At 54.7% G+C, this 15,377-nt stretch carries 17 protein-coding genes; 14 read left to right on the forward strand and 3 right to left on the reverse strand.

Annotation, left to right across the window (positions count from 1 at the left end; all coding sequences use genetic code 11):
• The first annotated feature begins 217 nt into the window (after positions 1–217).
• The 9 genes from BMI79_RS08900 (at position 218) to BMI79_RS08940 (ending at position 8,020) form a co-directional block, all read left to right on the forward strand.
• On the forward strand, positions 218–565 hold the full coding sequence (locus BMI79_RS08900) for a glycine dehydrogenase (RefSeq protein ID WP_076941790.1): 348 nt from the start codon (positions 218–220) through the stop codon (positions 563–565).
• Positions 566–641: 76 nt separating this feature from the next.
• The gene (locus BMI79_RS08905; RefSeq protein ID WP_076941791.1) at positions 642–1,007 is read left to right on the forward strand and encodes an SFCGS family glycine-rich protein; all 366 of its coding nucleotides are present in this window, start codon (positions 642–644) and stop codon (positions 1,005–1,007) included.
• Positions 1,007–1,303, forward strand: a complete 297-nt coding sequence (locus BMI79_RS08910) for a DUF4312 family protein (RefSeq protein WP_076941792.1) — start codon at positions 1,007–1,009, stop codon at positions 1,301–1,303. Before BMI79_RS08905 ends, BMI79_RS08910 begins: the two co-directional genes overlap by 1 nt.
• An 87-nt stretch (positions 1,304–1,390) precedes the next feature.
• The gene (locus BMI79_RS08915) at positions 1,391–2,167 is read left to right on the forward strand and encodes a DUF4311 domain-containing protein (RefSeq protein WP_076941793.1); all 777 of its coding nucleotides are present in this window, start codon (positions 1,391–1,393) and stop codon (positions 2,165–2,167) included.
• Between the two features lie 11 nt (positions 2,168–2,178).
• Positions 2,179–2,829 (forward strand): DUF4310 family protein, encoded by a 651-nt coding sequence (locus BMI79_RS08920; protein WP_076941794.1) that lies wholly within the window; start codon positions 2,179–2,181, stop codon positions 2,827–2,829.
• Between the two features lie 52 nt (positions 2,830–2,881).
• Entirely contained in the window at positions 2,882–4,021 is a 1,140-nt protein-coding gene (locus BMI79_RS08925; RefSeq protein WP_076941795.1) for an amidohydrolase/deacetylase family metallohydrolase, read from the forward strand.
• Positions 4,005–5,123 carry a DgaE family pyridoxal phosphate-dependent ammonia lyase gene (locus tag BMI79_RS08930; RefSeq protein WP_076941796.1) on the forward strand — a complete coding sequence of 373 codons (1,119 nt, stop codon included), beginning with the start codon at positions 4,005–4,007 and terminating at the stop codon, positions 5,121–5,123. The genes BMI79_RS08925 and BMI79_RS08930 overlap by 17 nt, the downstream gene beginning before the upstream one ends.
• A complete protein-coding gene (gene dagF, locus BMI79_RS08935) occupies positions 5,120–5,860 on the forward strand; it encodes a 2-dehydro-3-deoxy-phosphogluconate aldolase (protein ID WP_076941797.1) in 741 nt (246 codons plus the stop codon). Before BMI79_RS08930 ends, dagF begins: the two co-directional genes overlap by 4 nt.
• A gap of 243 nt (positions 5,861–6,103) precedes the next feature.
• Positions 6,104–8,020 carry a BglG family transcription antiterminator gene (locus BMI79_RS08940; RefSeq protein WP_076941798.1) on the forward strand — a complete coding sequence of 639 codons (1,917 nt, stop codon included), beginning with the start codon at positions 6,104–6,106 and terminating at the stop codon, positions 8,018–8,020.
• Between the two features lie 270 nt (positions 8,021–8,290).
• Here the strand turns inward: BMI79_RS08940 and BMI79_RS08945 are convergent, their stop codons facing one another.
• Entirely contained in the window at positions 8,291–9,418 is a 1,128-nt protein-coding gene (locus BMI79_RS08945; RefSeq protein WP_076941799.1) for an iron-containing alcohol dehydrogenase, read from the reverse strand.
• A 274-nt stretch (positions 9,419–9,692) separates the two neighbouring features.
• Here BMI79_RS08945 and BMI79_RS08950 point away from each other — a divergent pair, with 274 nt between their 5' ends.
• The 5 genes from BMI79_RS08950 (at position 9,693) to BMI79_RS08965 (ending at position 14,108) form a co-directional block, all read left to right on the forward strand.
• Positions 9,693–10,457 carry a helix-turn-helix transcriptional regulator gene (locus tag BMI79_RS08950; RefSeq protein WP_076941800.1) on the forward strand — a complete coding sequence of 255 codons (765 nt, stop codon included), beginning with the start codon at positions 9,693–9,695 and terminating at the stop codon, positions 10,455–10,457.
• Positions 10,458–10,557: 100 nt separating this feature from the next.
• Positions 10,558–11,859 (forward strand): NAD(P)/FAD-dependent oxidoreductase, encoded by a 1,302-nt coding sequence (locus BMI79_RS08955; RefSeq protein ID WP_076941801.1) that lies wholly within the window; start codon positions 10,558–10,560, stop codon positions 11,857–11,859.
• Positions 11,860–12,015: 156 nt separating this feature from the next.
• Positions 12,016–12,192, forward strand: coding sequence for a hypothetical protein (locus tag BMI79_RS23785; protein WP_158069110.1), 177 nt, complete (start codon positions 12,016–12,018; stop codon positions 12,190–12,192).
• Positions 12,193–12,228: 36 nt separating this feature from the next.
• On the forward strand, positions 12,229–12,594 hold the full coding sequence (locus BMI79_RS08960; RefSeq protein WP_076941802.1) for a cupin domain-containing protein: 366 nt from the start codon (positions 12,229–12,231) through the stop codon (positions 12,592–12,594).
• A gap of 20 nt (positions 12,595–12,614) precedes the next feature.
• Entirely contained in the window at positions 12,615–14,108 is a 1,494-nt protein-coding gene (locus BMI79_RS08965) for an aldehyde dehydrogenase family protein (protein WP_076941803.1), read from the forward strand.
• Between the two features lie 145 nt (positions 14,109–14,253).
• On the opposite strand, the gene npr is transcribed toward BMI79_RS08965, so the two are convergent.
• The gene (npr, locus tag BMI79_RS08970; RefSeq protein WP_076941804.1) at positions 14,254–14,526 is read right to left on the reverse strand and encodes a PTS phosphocarrier protein NPr; all 273 of its coding nucleotides are present in this window, start codon (positions 14,524–14,526) and stop codon (positions 14,254–14,256) included.
• Complete coding sequence (gene rapZ / locus BMI79_RS08975; protein WP_076941805.1) at positions 14,523–15,377, reverse strand: RNase adapter RapZ; 855 nt, start codon at positions 15,375–15,377, stop codon at positions 14,523–14,525. The genes npr and rapZ overlap by 4 nt, the downstream gene beginning before the upstream one ends.

A 15,377-nucleotide genomic window follows, 5' to 3' on the forward strand; every position in this document is an offset into this window, starting at 1 on the left:
GCGCTATCTTTTTGTAATTTAATTAACTTATTGGCAAAAGAACCGTTTTGCGAAATGGATCCCCAACTGTCACTCAATTTCCAGTTTGAACTGGAAAAAAACAGACTACACAGGAAATGCCCTTAAGGTTAGGGTAAAGGCATCCGATAAAGTGGATTATTCGATGATGCACTTTACAACTTACAGATTAATGTCCGAAACCAGGGGTGACTGAAAAGTGAATGAAGGAACTGCTTCGGTAAGTGAAATTGAACAGGCTGATATCAGCAAGGCGGCGACGATCACCGCGCAGGTGCTAGCAGATATCACCGCAATGCTGAGTGCGGAGAATATTTTTACCAATGCGGTGCAACAGCAAATGCTGGAGTCACATATTCGCGCCATGGTATTGCGTTCGATAACCGGTGAACCTTTGCCGGAAGTGGATAAATCGTTGTTTGACGAGATCTCTGCAGAATCAATGCAAATGGCCGAACGGGTTGTGGGTAAATTTGCTACGTTGCCTATCGAAGAAGCTTATTTACTTTCTGTGCATTTTGAAGTAGCTAAAGATAATAACCAATAAGTTTTATATCCCAAGTATTTCGAGTTGCTGAAGTATGCAGGGGATACTGGATTAAATTTAATCAGGAGAGAATACCATGGGTCAAATTACCGTAGTGATTGGCGATCGTCTGGGTAAAGGTCAGAAAGTTGGCGTGGGCATTGAAAATGCGGGCGGCAGAGCGATCGTTATCCCAGGCGTAGCGGCAGATATGAAGTTGGGTGACGTGATGAAAGCGGAAAACGCGCAGATGGGGATTTCCTTCTGTGGCAGCGGCGGTGCCGGTGCGATCACGGCACAAAACAAGCATGGTTATAAAGCTAAATATGGCATGCGCTCTGTGGAAGAAGGCGTAACGGCGATCAACGAGGGCTATAACGTATTAGGTTTTGGCTTTATGGATAAAGAGGAGTTGGGCCAGAAGCTAGTGGAAGCCTATATCAAGAAATACGGCAGCGCGTAATGAAAGAACAATATACCACCTCGGTAAAGGTAGAAGGTAAAGGCGACAGCAAGGCGAAAGCTTTTGCTTCCGCCTTGGCGAATGTGCAGGGGGCAATATTAAAGTCTACCAGCAATATTCTACTGCGTATTGAGCCACAGGACGTCAGAATATTAAAAGCGGAAGAGAAAATCACTAAAGAGAAATTTATGTTTTTCTTTCTGCCGCGAGAAAGAAAGAGTTATGCCGTCTCTTTAGAAATAACCGTGAATGTGACGATCATCAATACCGAAAAAGTGGTTTTCACCACCAAATAAAACGTTATACCCAACCTCTTTCAAACCGTTGTGTTATTGGTCAACAACAAATGAAAGAGAATGGATATAGCATAAAAGGGGATGTTAATGTTTTTAATCATCTTATTTAAGTCGATTATTATCGGTGGGCTGGTGGGTGTCGGCGTCGGTGCCGGTGCTGCGCGTATGTTCCATGCCCCGACGACACAGGGTATGGGTGCTTTCCGCACCTTGGGTGAGCTGAACTCCTGCGAAGGCGATCCAGCCTCTCACTTCTCATTTGGTCTGGGCTTCTTTTTCAACGCCTGGGCGTCTTCCGTGGCGGCGGGTGCCTTCACGCAGGACGTTGATCACCGCATTATCCCCAACTGGGGGGCTGCGGCTTTGATGATCAAGAACCGTAACTTGGCTGAAACGCTGCACGATCCGAAAAAAATGGCGATCGCCTGCGGCATCATTGGCATCTTGGTCGTAACCTTCCTTAACACCACCGCATCTGCAGTGCCTGCTGCCTTGCAGGTAACGGCGATCAAGGTGCTGGTGCCAGCCGCCAACCTGCTGGTGAATACCGTGATGCCGGTGATCTTTTGGCTGGCGGCGATCGAGGCCGGCAAGCGTTCCGGCTTCTGGGGCACCATCTTTGGCGGCTTGGCGCAGCTGATTATGGGTAACGCCGTACCAGGGCTGGTGCTGGGGATCCTGATCGGTAAAGGCGTCGAAGAAAGCGGCTGGAACAAAGTCACCAAGATCATGATGACGGTGATCGTGCTGCTGTTCGTGCTGAGTGGCTTCTTCCGCGGCTTTGATCTGAAATTCCTCGAGTCCTTCAGCCTTGGCGTGCCAGGCTGGCTGGATGCCATTCATAACACCCTGAGCGGTAAATAAGGAGCTGGATGATGGAAACACAAACTCAAAAAGGCTTCTGGTACGCCGACTGGTCGTTCCCGATTTTTGTTGGCCTGCTCTCTTCCGGCGTATTTGCCGGGACGCATATGTATTACCTGTACGGCATTGGCGCATTTAACGAAGTGGCGTTTGTCTCCATGCTGCGTGCTGGCATGGATACCGGGGTGTATGGCGCAGTGGCGGCGTTTGGTGCCAGCTTCCTGTTTGCCCGCATCATCGAAGGTTCGCTGGTGGGGATCCTGGATATCGGCGGGGCGATTCAGACCGGTGTCGGCCTCGGCGTTCCGGCGCTGCTGCTCGGTGCCGGGATCGTCTTCCCGGTGGCTAACTTTGCGGCCTCGTTGGTGACCGGCCTGGTGATCGGTCTGGCGATTGGCTACGTGATTATTCTGGCGCGTAAATTCACCATCAACCAGAGCAACTCCACCTACGGCGCAGACGTGATGATGGGCGCGGGTAACTCCTCTGGGCGTTTCCTGGGGCCGTTGATCATCCTGTCTGCCATGGCCGCTTCGATTCCGATCGGCGTCGGTTCCCTGCTGGGAGCCCTGCTGTTCTACATCTGGGGCAAGCCGATCACCGGTGGTGCGATCCTGGGGGCGATGATTTTAGGCGCGATCTTCCCGGTAGCCATTTCTTAATCAAAATTTCGCCCCGCTGGAGATCCTTCGGGGCGAAAGGGAGTAGCGAAGTATGTATGACCTAATCATTCGCCGCGCCAAGCTGGTGGATGGCACCCTGGCCGATGTGGCCATCCAAGACGGCAAAATTGCTGCCGTGGGGCAGGTGGCAGCAGACGCCGGTGCGCATCAGCAACGGGATCTGGCGGGGAATTATTACCTGAGCGCCGGTTGGATCGACTCGCACGTACACTGCTACCCCTCTTCGCCGATCTACCATGATGAACCGGATCGGGTTGGGGTTGTCAGCGGTGTCACCTCCGTGGTGGATGCGGGCAGCACCGGCACCGACGATATCGATGAGTTCTACGCCCTGACGCGCAGTGCCAAAACCAACGTATTTGCCTTTCTCAATATCTCGCGCATCGGCCTGCTGCGGCAGAATGAGCTGGCGGATATGGCGGATATCAATAAGCAGGAAGTCAAAAAAGCCATCGACGGCAAACCGGGTTTTATCATCGGCATCAAGGCGCGCATGAGCAGCAGCGTGGTGGGGCAGAATGGCACCCAACCGCTGGTGCTGGCGAAAGAGATCCAGCAGGAAAACCATCAACTGCCGCTGATGGTGCATATCGGTAACAACCCGCCGGATCTGGACGAGATTGCCGATCTGCTGACCCAGGGCGATATCATTACCCACTGCTATAACGGCAAACCGAACCGCATCCTGACCCCAGCCGGTACGCTGCGCGAGTCGATCCAGCGCGCGTTGCAGCGCGGGGTGCTGCTGGATGTGGGCCACGGCACGGCCAGCTTCAGTTTTGCGGTCGCCAGACAGGCGATCGCGCTGGGCATTTTGCCGCACACCATCAGTTCCGATATCTACTGCCGCAACCGCATCAGCGGCCCGGTTTACAGCCTGGCGACGGTGATGTCCAAGTTCTTTAGCGTTGGGCTTTCATTACCGCAGGTGATTGATTGCGTCACGGAAAATGCCGCTGCGGCGCTGCGCCTGACCACCAAAGGGCGCTTGAAGCCTGGCTTTGACGCCGATTTGACCATTTTTGAACTTCGCACCGCGCCGCAGGTGTTTGCTGATTCCGAAGGGGAGTCGGTCAGCGCTGAACAACTGCTGGTGCCGCTGGCCGCCGTGGTGGCCGGGGAAGTCCTATTAACCGATGAAGGGAAAGCTGCCGATGTCTTCAGTCTATGAAAAATATAATTTAAAACAGGTGATCAATACGTCTGGTCGCATGACCATTCTGGGGGTTTCCACGCCGCGCCAGGAGGTGATTGACGCCGTGGATTACGGCCTGAACCATTACTTTGAAATCAAAGATCTGGTGAACAAGACCGGCGCTTATATTGCTGACCTGCTGAACGTGGAAGATGCGGTGATTGTCTCCTGCGCTTCTGCCGGTATTGCCCAGTCGGTGGCGGCGGTGATCGTTAAAGATAACGCCAACCTGCTGGTCAATCTGCACTCGGCTGCGGTGAATGAACCACGTGAGATCGTGTTGCCCCGCGGCCATAACGTTAACTTTGGTGCGCCAGTAGACACCATGGTCGCCCTCGGCGGCGGCAAAGTAGTTGAAGCGGGCTATGCCAACGAATGCTCCCCTGAGCAGATCGAAGCCTGCATCACGCCGCAAACGGCGGCCATCATGTACGTCAAATCCCACCACTGCGTGCAGAAAAGCATTCTCTCGGTGGAGCAGGCGGCGGCGGTGGCGCGCAAGCACAACCTGCCGCTGATCGTCGATGCGGCGGCCGAAGAAGATCTGATGTGCTACTACCAGATGGGGGCCGACCTGGTGATCTACAGCGGTGCCAAGGCGATCGAGGGGCCAACCAGCGGTTTGGTGATCGGTAAAAAACAGTACGTTGCCTGGGTGAAGCAGCAGTCCAACGGTATTGGCCGCGCGATGAAGATCGGCAAAGAGGGCATTCTGGGGCTGACGCAGGCGATTGAAAGCTATCTGCGGCTGGAGAAAACCAGCGGTGCGCAGATGGTGGAGCGCATGACGCCGTTTATCACCCATCTCAATACCCTGAACGGTGTCAGCGCAAAAACCGTGTGGGACAGCGCGGGACGCGATATCGCCAGGGCGGAAATTACCTTTGATGAGGCGGTGCTGGGCATGTCGACCGTAGACATCGTGCAGCGGCTGAAAACGGGCGATATCGCTATCTATTTCCGTGGCTATAAAGCCAACGAAGGCAAGATCGAAGTGGATGTACGCAGCGTCAACGAACAGCAACTGATGACCGTCTTCACCTGTATTAAAAATCTGTTTACGGAGCAACAAGCATGAAGCTGAAGCCGAATTACTATAAAGACCGCGTGTGTCTGAACGTGCTGGCCGGTTCGAAAAACAACGCGCAAGAAATCTACGATGCGGCCCAGGGGCATGTACTGGTGGGGGTGCTTTCCAAAGACTACCCGGACGTTGACAGCGCGGTAGCTGATATGGTGCGTTATGCCCGGTTGATCGAAAACGCGCTTTCCATCGGTTTGGGGGCAGGCGATCCGAAGCAGTCGAATATGGTCAGCCAGATCGCCTGGAAGGTGCAGCCGCAGCATGTGAACCAGGTGTTTACCGGCGTTGGTGCCAGCCGTGCGCTGCTGGGGCAGCGCGAAACCGTGGTCAATGGCCTGGTTTCCCCAACTGGCCGCGTGGGCCTGGTAAAAATCTCCACCGGGCCGCTGAGTGCGCAGGCACCAGACGGCATCGTGCCGGTAGAAACTGCGATCGCCCTGCTGAAAGATATGGGCGGCAGCTCGATCAAGTATTTCCCGATGGGGGGCCTGAAGCACAAAGAGGAATTCCAGTATGTGGCGCAGGCCTGTGCCGAACATGATTTCTTGCTGGAGCCGACCGGGGGCATCGATCTGGAAAACTACGAAGCCATTATGGAGATCGCGCTGGCCGCCGGTGTGAAGCAGGTGATCCCGCATATTTACAGCTCCATCATTGATTCCGCCAGTGGCAATACCCGCCCGCAGGATGTGAAAACCCTGCTGGCGATGACCAAAAAGCTGGTGGGTTAACGCAGTACGCCGAGTGTGGTATTTTCCCCTCACACCGTCTGCTGGCTTGGCGCTAGGGCCGAGGGCAAAATGAACCCACGCAGCGATGATACCACTCGCTTCAACGTTGCTCACAGAGCGGTAAACTCAACGTTGTTGAGAATTTACACGTTGGTCGGCTGCCCTTTTCGCAAATGGTGTTTAATGCCTTAACCTGTTGCCCGTCCTGTGTGAACGGACGGGCACGTTAATAACGGAAAGAGAATGGTGCGTTTCCCCTACCCACGTTTGGCTTATCTGTTCGATGCTTTGCAGTCTGAGACGCTACCTCAGGAAGAACTGGCAAAGCGTTTTGCCGTGTCTACCCGAACCGTGCGTGCGGATATCACAGCGCTGAATGACATTCTGGAAAAATACGGCGCGCGTTTTGTGCACAACCGTGGGGCGGGTTATCGCCTGCAGGTGGATGACGCGGCGCTGTTCAGCGCCTTGCAGCATCAGGAGCGTAAAAAACAGGCTACCCCGCGCAGTGCGCAGGAGCGGGTGCATTATCTGTTGGTGCGTTTTTTGACCTCGGCCTTTTCCCTCAAACTGGAAGATTTAGCTGACGAATGGTTTGTCAGCCGCGGCACGCTGCAAAACGATATGGCGGAGGTGAGAGAGCACCTGGCACGTTACCAGTTAACCATTGAAACCAAACCGCGCTATGGCATGAAGCTGTTTGGCTCTGAAATGGCGATCCGCGCCTGCTTGACCGACCTGCTGTTTCAGTTGCATCTGGCCGATCCGGAAAACCCGTTGCTGAACAATGAGATCTTGCATCAGCCGCAGGTGGTGACCTTTGCCGAGCTGCTGCATCCGTTGCTGACGCAATACGCCATCCGCTTGACGGATGAAGGCGAGCAATACCTGATTTTCTATTGTGCCGTTGCGCTGCAGCGCATTATTGATGGCTATCCGCTGCCGGATTTTGAGGTTGAGGACGGCGATGATGCGGTGCGCAAGGCCTCTTGCCGCTTGGCGAGCGAACTGCGCAAGGCGGCGGGCAAAGAGATCTCGGCGGCCGAAGAGGCCTATTTACGGGTGAATATTGCCGCCCGGCGCGTGCAGGAAGTGCAGCCGACGGAGATCAATGCCGATGATGAAGAGGCGTTGGTGGATTACATCCTGTCCTACATCAATGCGCACTATAACTACAATCTGCAGGGTGACAAACAGCTGCGCGCCGATCTGCTCACCCATATCAAGACCATGATAACCCGGGTGAAGTACCAGATTACGATCCCGAATCCGCTGCTGACCAACATCAAGCAGCACTATCCGATGGCCTACGACGTCACGCTGGCGGCGGTATCGAGCTGGGGGAAACACACGCCTTATACCCTGAGTGAGAATGAGATCGGCTACCTGGTGCTGCATATCGGCGTCGGCCTGGAGCGGCATTACAATATCGGCTATGAGCGCCACCCGCAGGTGATGCTGGTGTGCGATACCGGCAACTCCACGGTGCGCATGATTCAGGCGCAGATTGCCCGCAAGTATCCGCAACTGGTGATGACGCGCATTGTTTCGCTGCGCGATTACGAGATCCTTAGCCAGATCGAAGAGGATTTCGTGATTTCAAACGCGCGTATCAGCGAGAAGAATAAACCGGTGGTGGTGATGTCACCTTTCCCGACCGAATATCAGCTCGAACAGTTGGGCAAGCTGGTGCTGGTGGATCGTACCAAGCCGTATATGCTGGAAAAATTCTTCGACGCCAATCATTTCATGATTGTCAACGAACCGCTGACACAGGAGCAGTTGTTTAAAAAAGTCTGTACCCAGTTGGAGCAGGAAGATTACGTGGGCAGCGATTTCTACCCTTCCGTGGTAGAGCGTGAAGCGATCGTTTCCACCCTGCTGGGTGAGGGCATTGCCTTGCCACACTCGCTAGGCCTGCTGGCGAAAAAGACCGTGGTCGTCACCTTGTTAGCCCCGCAGGGTATCGCTTGGGGAGAGGGAGAGATCGCTCATGTGGTATTCCTGTTGGCGATCAGCAAGCGTGATTATGAAGAGGCGATGGCGATTTACGATCTGTTCGTTACCTTTGTGCGCGAACGTTCGATGAGCCGCCTGTTGGGCAGTGATAATTTCGACAGCTTCAAGGCAGTGGCGCTGGATTGCCTGAGCCGGATTTGAATGACCCTCTCGAGCGGGGAGAGGGGATTGAGGTTTATTGCTCTTTTTTTTTGCCAAAGATCTTGATCAGCGCCCCGACGATCAGCCCCACCGCGATGCCGGTTAAAATCCAGTCGATAATGCTCATAGGCTTTCTCTCACTATTTTTACCCTAAAAATTCGAGTTGCAGGAAGGCGGCAAGTGAGTCCCCAGTAGCATAGACAACGCTGTGACTGGGGTGAACGAATGCAGCCAACGCACAGGCAACTTGAAATATGACGGGTATATTATCATGCAATCGGGAATGCCTCTTCGATCATCAGTTGCCGCTGTTGTTCTGAATAGGTGACCCAGGAGTTCTTGCTGTTCGACTTCTCTAAAACGATGGCCAACTCCTCACGGGTGAGTGGTAAATCGTTCTGCCAGAAGGGGATAATCGCATGGCGGGTAATGAAGTCGATCAGGAAACGCTCTGGGCTGTCTTGCTCTTTAGGGAACAAATATTGAGCAAGCTCCGCCATCAGCGCACGCTGCTGCGGGTGTTCACTGCCATCGAGCAATTCCAGGAAGGGTAACAGCAGGCGGCCACATACCTGGCCGTGATGGTAGTCACGCAGTGCGCCAATCTCGCCAGCAATACCGTGGATCACCCCCAGCCCAGCCATACTCAGCGTTAGGCCACCCAGATAGGACGCCTGCATAATGGCCTCTCTGGCTTCATCACTGTGCTTCAGCATCGGCCAGGCGCTGAGGAAGTGCTGAATACCGGCCAGCGACATAGCGCGTGACAGGCTGCTGGCCGTTTTAGACAGGTAAGACTCAAACAGATGAGTGAAGGCGTCTATGGCGCAATAGACCAGCACCTGGTCCGGTGCTCCTTTCAGCAGATCGGGATCGAGGATCGCCACCTGCGGTACGAAGTTGGGGTGGCGTAAAGAGGCTTTGACTTTGCTGAACCGGGTATCGGTGATCACGGCATTTTGCGTTACCTCGCTACCGGTACCCGCGGTGGTTGGAATAGCGATCACCGGCAGCGTAGCACCGCTGACTTTGCTGTCGCCGACTTTTTCCATATAGCGCAGCGTTGGCAACGGGTGTTCGACGAGGGCGGCAAAGGCTTTGGCGGCATCTAGGACGCTGCCGCCACCGATGGCGACCACTCTTCTTACCTTGCCACGCCAGCGTGCGACCCAGGCATCGATCTCTTGCGGCGAAGCTTCATGAGCAACAACTTCGCTGCCAACCAGCAGCGACATCAGCGCATCCGCCAGCGAAGAGTAAATCGGGCCATTGATAAATGAATGGCAGGTGAACAGCAGTGTGGGCTGGGGCTCAGTCTGCAACAAAGGGAGCAATTGCTGGATACTGCCGCTACCTAACCAGGTCTGCCGGTTAGCTATCATCAGGCTAGTGGTCATGATTTCTCCTCGGTACACGTCAGTATGGAAATCACAGCATAATTCAGCCTTTAGAGGTGAACCAACGCTTTTTATGCGACTAACTCTTAATTGTTAATATGTTAACTGCCGATAGTGAGCCAAGCGGCCGAACTTGTGATTTGTTTAACATGTAAACAGTCTCGACCTTGCATTCTTACCGGTTGAATGCTTTCTATAGCCTACGGGCACAAATTGTGCGGCCATTATCCGGAAGAGATAGATTGTTAATTTGTTAATGGTTGTGGGGGCGGGCATGGATATTCAGATCGAAAGATTATCAGCGGTGATCGATGCAGTGGCGACCCGTCAGTTCTATTCCAATCTGTTGGCTTATCTGGAAGGGTTCTTCGCTTTTGATAATGCCATTGTCTATGCCTTCGAACATGGCCAGGCACCGCGTTGCCTGATGAAAGCAGAAAAGGAAAACAGCGATGCGGTAAACCAGATTTATCAGCAGGGCGCTTACCTTGACGATCCTTTTTACCAGGCGCTGAATGGCGGTGGGCAGGGAGAGGTATTCACCCTGCGCCAGTTAGCGCCCTGCGGTTTCTATCAGACGGATTATTATCGCAATTTCTACCGTAAAACCGGCTGGCACGATGAAGCCGGGGTATTGCTGCAACTGACGCCGGAGCAGGGGTTGGGGGTGTTTTTCGGCTCTGCACGGCAAACGGTAGGGGTACGTTATCCTCACTTGGCGGACTTACGCGGTGCGCTGACGCTGGTGAAAAGCGTAGCGCGATTGCACAGTGAAGTGGTGCCCGCCAACGTTCCTGCCTCTTCAGCGCCAGCGACGGATAATGCTGCTCAGGCACGTTATGCCCTGACGCCGCGTGAACGTGAGATTGTTGATCTGATCCTCAAAGGGAAAGGATCGCAGCAGATTGCCGAACGGCTGTTTATCAGCCTGGGAACGGTAAAAAATCACCGTAAGAACATCTATGGCAAGCTGAATATCGGTTCTCAGGCTGAGTTGTTCAACCTGTTCCTTACGACGCCGCTGCGGCGCAGCGCATAATGTTAAAATTCTGTTGCAAATATCCCTAAAGGGACATAGCCGCCCGCACTCCCTCTCCTGATAATTCAGGCTAAGGCAATGGGTATAGGGGAGTGCAGTAATGAACAATGAAATCGAATCGTTAACCTACTATGCGGCGACCAAAAAATACGATCTGCGCTTCCCGACGCTGGAAGAGGATCTGGACGTTGACGTGGTGATCATCGGCGGCGGCTTTTCTGGCATTAATACCGCGCTGGAGCTGGCGGAAAAGGGCATTACCAATATTGCCATTCTGGAAGGCCGCTATCTGGGCTACGGCGGCACCGGCCGCAACGGCGGGCAGGTGATGGCCGGGATCGGCCACGATCTGGAAAAGATCAAACGCCACGTTGGCCCGGCCGGGCTGGAAACCATCTTCAAGATCAGCAACCTGGGGGCTGGGATCATCCGTGAGCGGATCAAAAAGTACGGCATTGATGCTGATTTCTGCTTCGGCTACGGCTATCTGGGCAGCAATGCGCGGCAGGAGAAAACCCTGCGCAGCTGGCTGAAGGAGTTCAAGGCGGTTTCGCCGGATGAGGAGATCGAACTCTATACCGGTGCAGAGGTAAAACAGGTGGTGGGTTCTGATGCCTATACCTGCGCGCTGAAACATATGGGCGGTGGTCATGTTCATTCACTCAACCTGCTGTTGGGGGAAGCGCAAGCTTTAACGGAGTATGGCGTAAAAATCTTCGAGAACAGCAGCGTGCTGAACGTGGAGTATGGCTCGCGGATTACCGTGCGCACGGCGATGGGCTCGGTGCGCGCCAAGAAAATGCTCTGGGCCTGCAATGGTTTCCTGAACGGTATGGAGCCCTTTATCTACCACAAAACCATTAACACTTATGCTTTTCAACTGGCAACCGAACCATTATCTGACGAACTGATCCGCCAGATCAGCCCGATCCGTGGCGCTTATAGCGATATCCGGCCGGTGATCGACTACTACCGCGTGACCAACGAGAACCGGCTGTTGTTTGGCAGTGCAACTCGCTTGTTTGAATACATTCCGTCGGATCTCAAGGCCTGGAACCGCAACCTGATGCTGAAGGTGTTCCCGTACCTGAAAGACGTGAAGATTGACCTGGCCTGGGGCGGGCCGTTGTGCTGCAGCGCCAACCTGTTCCCGCAGATTGGCACATTGCCACAGCACGACAATGTGTTCTACGTGCAAGGGTATTCCGGCTTTGGCGTGACGCCGAGCCATATTGTTTGCAAGGTGTTGGCAGAGGGGATGAGTGAAGGTTCCGATCGTTACGATCTGATGAGTTCGATCCCGCACGTTAATATTTTTGGTAAAGACAAGCTACGCCGGGTGATGACCACTGCCGGTAAAGTCTGGCACCAGACTTCGGGCTACTGGAAGGGCCGCCGTTGATTCTGTCGCCCCTCACCCCGGCCCTCTCCCCAAGGGAGAGGGGGAAAAGAGGTTAGCGGCCCGTTTGTGCAAGGTGCCACGTTGCAGGAGAACGCCGTTGCAGCAGCGATGCACTAGACGGTTCCCTCTCCTCAGGGAGAGAGGACGGCACTGTTTGTGCAAGGTGCCACGTTGCAGGAGAACGCCGTTGCAGCAGCGATGCACCAGACGGCTCCCTCTCCTCAGGGAGAGAGGACGGCACTGTTTGTGCAAGGTGCCACGTTGCAGGAGAACGCCGTTGCAGCAGCGATGCACCAGACAGTCCCCTCTCCCTTGGGGAGAGGGTTAGGGTGAGGGGAAACCACGTCATTGATTTTAAAAGGAAAAACTATGAAACCATTACTGCTTAAACAAGCGTTACCGGAACTGCTACAAATCGGCAGCGTCAGCAATCTGGGGGCAACGGTCGTTGCCGGTGAACCTAACGTCGGTGTGGCGATGATCTTCGGTGAACCGTCAGACAACCTGAACTGCGGTGTCTTTAGCTGTACCCGCGGTGCGTTCGTGATGGAGTATCCGTTTAATGAACATGCCACCGTATGGGAAGGCACTGCCACGCTGACCAACGAAAACACCGGTGAATCGGTGCATTATCAAGCCGGTGATTCCTGGTTTGTGGAAAAAGGCACCCCGGTACGCTGGGAAATTACCTCCGATCGCTTTGTTAAGCACTATCTGGCGATTGTCGAAGGCTAACTCTGTAAGAGGGTGATGCGATGACTGACATTACACTGTTGCCGAAGGTGACGGCATTTCTGGGCCGCGATCATGGCCACTACATTAACGGCCGGTTACTGAGTGGAACAGGAACGGAACGTTTTGCGGTGGTTAACCCGGCCACCGGGCAGGCGATTGCTCAGGTTATGGAAGGTGGGCAGGAAGAGGTTGATGCCGCGATGCAGGCGGCGTTTACTGCTTTCCACGGTGCCTGGGCGCAGGTTTCGCCAATGGAGCGCGGCAACTGCCTGACGCGCCTGGCCGACCTGTTACAGGCGCACCGTGAAGAGTTAGCGCAGTTAGAAAGCCTGTGCTCCGGCAAAACCATTCAACTGGCGCGGGGCCTGGAAATTGATATGGCCGCGCAGTTCCTGCGTTACTTTGCCGGCTGGTCGAGCAAAATCAGTGGGGAAACGCTTAACGTTTCATTACCTTCCTTCCGAGGTGAACAGTACACCGCTTTCACCCGGCGCGAGCCTTTGGGCGTGGTAGTGGGGATTATTCCGTGGAATTTCTCCATCATGATCGCCATCTGGAAGCTGGCAGCGGCGCTGACCTGCGGCTGTACGGTGGTATTAAAACCCAGTGAGTACACGCCGCTGACCATGTTGCGGGTGGCCGAACTGGCAAAAGAAGCGGGGATCCCAGATGGTGCGCTGAACGTGGTGAATGGTTCCGGTGCGCGCTTGGGCCCGGCACTGATCGCTCATCCACATTGTGCCAAGGTGACTTTTACCGGTTCGGTGCCGACGGGGATTGCCGTGGGTAAAGCGGCCATGGAGCAGGGGATTGTGCGCACCACGCTGGAGTTGGGTGGCAAAAATGGCGCGGCGTTTCTGGCCGATGTCTCCGTCGATAAGATGGTCGACGGCATCATCGAAGCGGGTTATCTGAATCAAGGGCAAATCTGCGCGGCGGCCGAGCGTTTTTACCTGCCCGCTAGCCATATTGATGAAGTGCTGGAAAAGCTGGCGCAGCGTTTGGGGGCGATGAAGGTCGGTTCATCACTGGATGAAACCACCGAAGTGGGGCCGCTGGCCAACGAAGCGCATTATCGCAAGGTGCTGGGCCTGTTCGATCGGGCGCGTGCCGAAGGTAGCCAGATTGTCTGCGGTGGCCATGCGCTTGCGGGGCCCGGTTTCTTTGTGGCCCCGACGGCGATCCGCGCTACTGGGCCGAACGATCTGCTGATGCGGGAAGAAACCTTCGGCCCGGTCGGCACTTTCCTGGCCTATGACGACGAAGAGCAGATGATCGCCATGATGAACGACTCGCCTTACGGCCTGGCGGCCAGCCTGTGGACCAACGATCTCAGCAAGGCGATGCGCATGATCCCACGGATCGAAGCCGGTACGGTGTGGATCAATATGCACACCTTCCTCGATCCGGCATTGCCTTTCGGCGGGGTGAAATCGTCAGGGATCGGGCGCGAGTTTGGCAGCGCGTTTATCGAGCATTACACCGAGCTGAAATCGGTGATGATGAGGTACTAAACATACCCGTCGTCTTTCAAGCCGCAGCGTTGTTGGCTGCGTGCGTGAACCCCAGGCACTTACCTAAGTAAGCTCCTGGGGATTAAAGCCCTTGCCGCCTAGCTGCAACTTGAAATCCATAGGGTATTCTGGGATGGGAAGAGGATTAATCCTCATCAAAGCCGGAATTAAACAGCTCAATCACCGCCGCCAGGGCCTGTTGTTCTTCCGGCCCGGAGGCTTCGATTTCGATCTGGCGGCCTTGGGCGGAATCCAGCATCAGCAGCGCTATGACGCTGCTGGCTTCCGCTTCGGTGCCGCTGTCATTACGCAGCAGCACTTCGGCGTCAAAACTTTGCACCAGTTCAAACAGCTTCATCGCTGGCCGGGCATGCATGCCCAGCCGATTTTTGATTTCTACCGTTTGCTTGACCGTCATTGCTTGCGTTTTTCCAGCGTACGGTGGCGTGATTGCACGTTCTTGCCGCGTGAGCGGAAATAATCTGCCAGTTGTTCTGCCACATACACCGAACGGTGTTTACCACCGGTACAGCCGATAGCCACGGTCAGATAGCTGCGATTGTTGGTTTCCAGCATCGGCAGCCACAGCTCCAGATAGCTGCGCGTCTGGTAGATAAAGTTATGCACTTCGGTATGGCGATCGAGGAACGAGGCGACCGGTCTATCCAGGCCGGTCATCGGGCGCAATTTCGGATCCCAGTGCGGGTTCGGCAGGAAGCGCACGTCAAACACATAGTCGGCATCAATAGGAATACCGTGTTTGAAGCCGAAAGACTCGAACACCATGGTCAATTCGCGTTCGCGTTTGCCCAGCAGGCGGGTGCGCAGCATTTCGGCCAGTTCGTGCACCGACATCTCTGATGTGTCGATGATCAGATCGGCGCGTGAACGTAAAGGTTCCAGCAAATCGCTTTCTTCATCAATCGCGCTTTCCAGCGACAGATTTTTGGCAGAAAGCGGGTGCAGGCGACGGGTGTCACTGTAGCGACGGATCAGGGTATTGCGATCGGCATCAAGGAACAGCAGTTGCGGGGAAAAACTCTCAGGCAACTGGGTCATGGCGTATTCGAATACTTCCGGTGATTCCGGCATGTTACGCACGTCAATGCTCACCGCAGCAGAGGTATTGCGTTCGGCCAGCGTCTGAGCGAGCTGTGGCAACAGGACCACCGGCAGGTTATCAACACAGTAAAAACCCATATCTTCCAGCGCCCGTAGGGCGACAGACTTCCCTGAACCGGAACGGCCGCTGACAATCATCAGCACCAT

Source organism: Serratia oryzae, assembly GCF_001976145.1.
GTDB classification, from domain to species: domain Bacteria; phylum Pseudomonadota; class Gammaproteobacteria; order Enterobacterales; family Enterobacteriaceae; genus Chania; species Chania oryzae.